The sequence below is a fragment of the Caldalkalibacillus mannanilyticus JCM 10596 genome, assembly GCF_000615945.1.
GTDB classification, from domain to species: domain Bacteria; phylum Bacillota; class Bacilli; order Caldalkalibacillales; family JCM-10596; genus Bacillus_AT; species Bacillus_AT mannanilyticus.
Genome location: NZ_BAMO01000079.1, coordinates 1 through 3,517, shown reverse-complemented (window position 1 = coordinate 3,517; position 3,517 = coordinate 1). Strand labels below are relative to the sequence as shown.

Sequence of the window (3,517 nt, the reverse complement as noted above, 5' to 3'; positions counted from 1 at the left end):
AACCAAATTGGGTTAGTAGGTATGTGTATTCCTTGCTCAAACTCAATAATAAATTAACAGCAAATGAAATAATAAACAAAGCTATCAGGGAAAAAACTCAAGAAATTGACGAAGCTCATAAAGATTCTTGTGATGATGATTGGACTGAAGACGATAAAAGAAATCACATAGAAACATTACATTTGGAAAAGAAAGAATTCGAAGATATAATGGAAAAAATTTCATCTGGGTACATTCCTTTTATGGAGTTCGAATTATCCATTAGAACAGATTGTTATTTATTCGGTTGTATTAGACACAACCATCCAGAATACCAAGATTAATACTGTAAAAAAAGAAGTAGCCACCTGTGAAAGTGAGCTACTTCTTTTAGACAACAGTGATTAAAACGCTGGTACAATATTTCCTTCATATTTATCTTGGATATACTGACGAACTTCTTCTGATTGAATGGCTTCAACCAATTTTTTCACTAAGGCATTATCTGCATTAGCTTCCACTGTCGCTAGTACGTTCGCATAAGGATTGTTTTCTGCTCCTTCTAGGATCAACGCATCCTTAGCAGGAGAAAGTCCAGCTTGAAGGGCATAGTTTGTATTAATGATCGCTAAGTCCCCATCAACATAGGCTTGAGTTAATGTTGCCGCTTCTACACCTTTAAACTGAAAGTTCTTTGGATTGTCTACAATATCTCGAACAGTACCGTTAAATCCAACGCCTTCTTTTAACGTAATTAATCCTTTAGATTCTAATAATGCTAAGATTCTTCCCTCTTCTGAAGCAGAATCTGGGTGTAGAATCAATGCGCCGTCTGGTAACTCATCAATCGAGTTGTGCTTCACTGAGTATCCACCCATTGGCTCAATGTGAACTCCCCCAATATTAACTAGGCCATAGTTATGATCTGCATTTTGTTTTTCTAAGTATGGAATATGTTGAAAGAAGTTTACTTCGATATCACCAGCAGCTAGAGTTTGGTTAGGTAATACATAATCTTGGAAAACAACAACCTCAAGTTCAATTCCTTCTGCCGCTAATAAAGGCTTAACCACTTGTTCTAAAATTTCAGCATGTGGTACAGGGGTTGCTCCTACACGAATGATCTTAGATTCAGCGCCTGTTTCCGTTTTATCTCCAGCTTGATCTCCTTGAACAGCTTGATCTGATTGTCCGCAAGCTACCGCAAAAATAGATAACACAGCAATAATGAATAATAAAGCTACTTTTTTCATGGTTACATCCATCTCCCTTTTTTGTTTTTTCTATAGAAGTTTCTATATGATAACTTATCGTTTATCAATTCGACGAACGATAAAATCTCCAACCATTTGAATGACTTGCACTAAAATGATAATAAGAACAGTGGCTACTAAAGTCATCTGACCATTATTGGCTTGAAAACCAAAGCGGTAAGCAACATAGCCTAATCCTCCAGCTCCGACAACCCCCGCCATTGCGGTATAACCAATAAGGGCAATCCCCGTTACCGTAATCCCTGATACTAAGGCAGGCAGAGATTCTGGTATCAGAACTTTATAAATCACAGTAAAATGATTCGCTCCCATCGATTTAGCCGCTTCGATCACTCCTTTAGGAATTTCACGCAACCCGATTTCCACCATTCTGGCATAGAAGGGAGCAGCCCCAATCACTAAGGCAGGAATGGCGGCACTCGTACCAATCCCTATTCCCAGCACCGCTCGAACATAAGGCATGAGGAGAATAATCAGGATAATAAAAGGAATAGAGCGAAAAATATTAACAATGGAGCCTGATACACTATAAAAAATACGATTCTCCCACGGGTTTCCTTGAGCCGTCATATAGAGTAAGATGCCCAGCGGAATTCCTAAAAGAGCGGTAAAGGTAAGAGATACTCCCGTCATATAGAGGTTTCTAGTGTCGCATCCCATACAGTATCCCAATAAACATTGGGCAATAATTGTTCTAAGAAGGTCATCATGTTGCTAGTCCCCCGCTTCTCAATCCTACTTCTTGAACTTGCTTAACAAATTCCTTGGTCATTTGCTGTTCTGGGTTTTCAAATACCTCTTGCGTATTCCCAAGCTCAACCACTCTGCCATTTTCCATCACCGCTACGCGATCGCAAATCTTTTGGATGACATGCATCTCATGAGTAATGAGCACAATCGTTAGTCCTAGCTGTTGATTAATTTCCTGAAGGAGCTGTAAGATGGAATCGGTCGTTTTGGGATCTAGAGCTGATGTTGCCTCATCACAAAGCAATACCTTAGGTTGATTAGCCAATGCTCGAGCAATCCCGACCCTTTGCTTTTGTCCTCCACTTAATTGGGCAGGATAATCCTCTTCTTTTCCTTGCAAACCTACCATGTCAATCAATTCTTGAACTCTCTTTTCTCTTTCCTTTTTAGGAACCTTAGCAATCTCCAGTGGAAACGAAATATTTTCTCGAACCGTTCTAGACCAGAGAAGATTGAAATGCTGAAAGATCATGCCAATCTTTTGTCTTTTTTTTCTTAACTCTCGCTGTGAGAGTGAATTTAATTCAACATCATCTATATAAACAGATCCCTCAGTTGGTTTCTCTAGAAGGTTTAACATACGAATTAAGGTACTTTTTCCTGCGCCACTATAACCAATCACTCCAAAAATCTCACCTTGCTCAATGGTCAAACTTACCTGATCAACTGCCTTTAAGCTTTGTTTTTTCGTTTTGAATAATTTCACAACATTCTTAATTTGAATCACGCAAGATGCCTCCTTTCTGTGGTTGTAATAACCAACTATTCCAATCTGTTTAATGATAATATGAACGTAAAAAATCCTTTCCGTACTCTTACAGAAAGGATCATAGTATATTACATTCCGATCCTCTCATCTCTCGAAGACCTTTGTCTTCGCAGGAATTGGCACCTTCCAGTAAATGAATTACTGGTGGTTGCCGGGCTTCATAGGGCCAGTCCCTCCACCTCTCGTGATAAGAGTCATGTCTTATTAAATTAAATATGCGCTTTATATTATGATCTGAATATTACCACGCATTTTGTCGAATGTAAATATATTTATTAAAAAAAATATTTTTGAATTAAAATTTTATTCTGATAACTTATTCAAAACCCTTTTTCTGTATACATATACTGACTAATAACCTGTAACGAATCGATTCCTGTGATATCCTCAGCAAGGAAAGGGATATATTTTTTGGTATGCAAGGGAAAGGTATGTTCAATAAGATCCACATATTTCTGTTCTTGTTCTTTTCTTTTGACCAGAAAAGGATCAATCGCATAAGGAGGATACATCTTATTAATAATTAAGTAGTCACTCGGAATCTGATATTTTTGCAAGAGTCCCACTGCCTTTTCCGTTTCTAATATAGGCAGCTTCTCCGCATTCAAGACAAAGACAAAGGCTGTTAGAGTAGCATCAAGCAGGTGTTTTCGAGCAAGAGCAAACTTATTTTTCCTACGCATCAGAATCTGGTAGATAGAATTCTTGTTGATAATCTTCCTCCTCTCCCACCACATCCGATGTC

Annotated in this window: 2 protein-coding genes, 3 pseudogenes and 1 riboswitch; of the genes and pseudogenes, 1 reads left to right on the top strand and 4 read right to left on the bottom strand. The window is 38.2% G+C overall.

From position 1 onward, the window contains the following. A pseudogene (locus tag JCM10596_RS22630) lies at positions 1–323 on the top strand (tetratricopeptide repeat protein); the annotation flags it as partial. 60 nt (positions 324–383) lie between these two features. Here the strand turns inward: JCM10596_RS22630 and JCM10596_RS22625 are convergent. The 4 genes and pseudogenes from JCM10596_RS22625 to JCM10596_RS22610 all read right to left on the bottom strand — a co-directional run. After that, entirely contained in the window at positions 384–1,232 is an 849-nt protein-coding gene (locus tag JCM10596_RS22625; RefSeq protein WP_025029040.1) for a MetQ/NlpA family ABC transporter substrate-binding protein, read from the bottom strand. Between the two features lie 54 nt (positions 1,233–1,286). Next, a pseudogene (locus JCM10596_RS27125) lies at positions 1,287–1,963 on the bottom strand (methionine ABC transporter permease). Between the two features lie 29 nt (positions 1,964–1,992). Further along, positions 1,993–2,730: pseudogene (locus JCM10596_RS22615) on the bottom strand (methionine ABC transporter ATP-binding protein); the annotation flags it as partial. A 123-nt stretch (positions 2,731–2,853) separates the two neighbouring features. Further along, positions 2,854–2,966, bottom strand: a riboswitch (SAM riboswitch). 126 nt (positions 2,967–3,092) lie between these two features. Beyond that, positions 3,093–3,517, bottom strand: a 425-nt coding sequence (locus tag JCM10596_RS22610; protein ID WP_025029038.1) for an ArsA family ATPase, incomplete at its 5' end; no start/stop codon positions are given.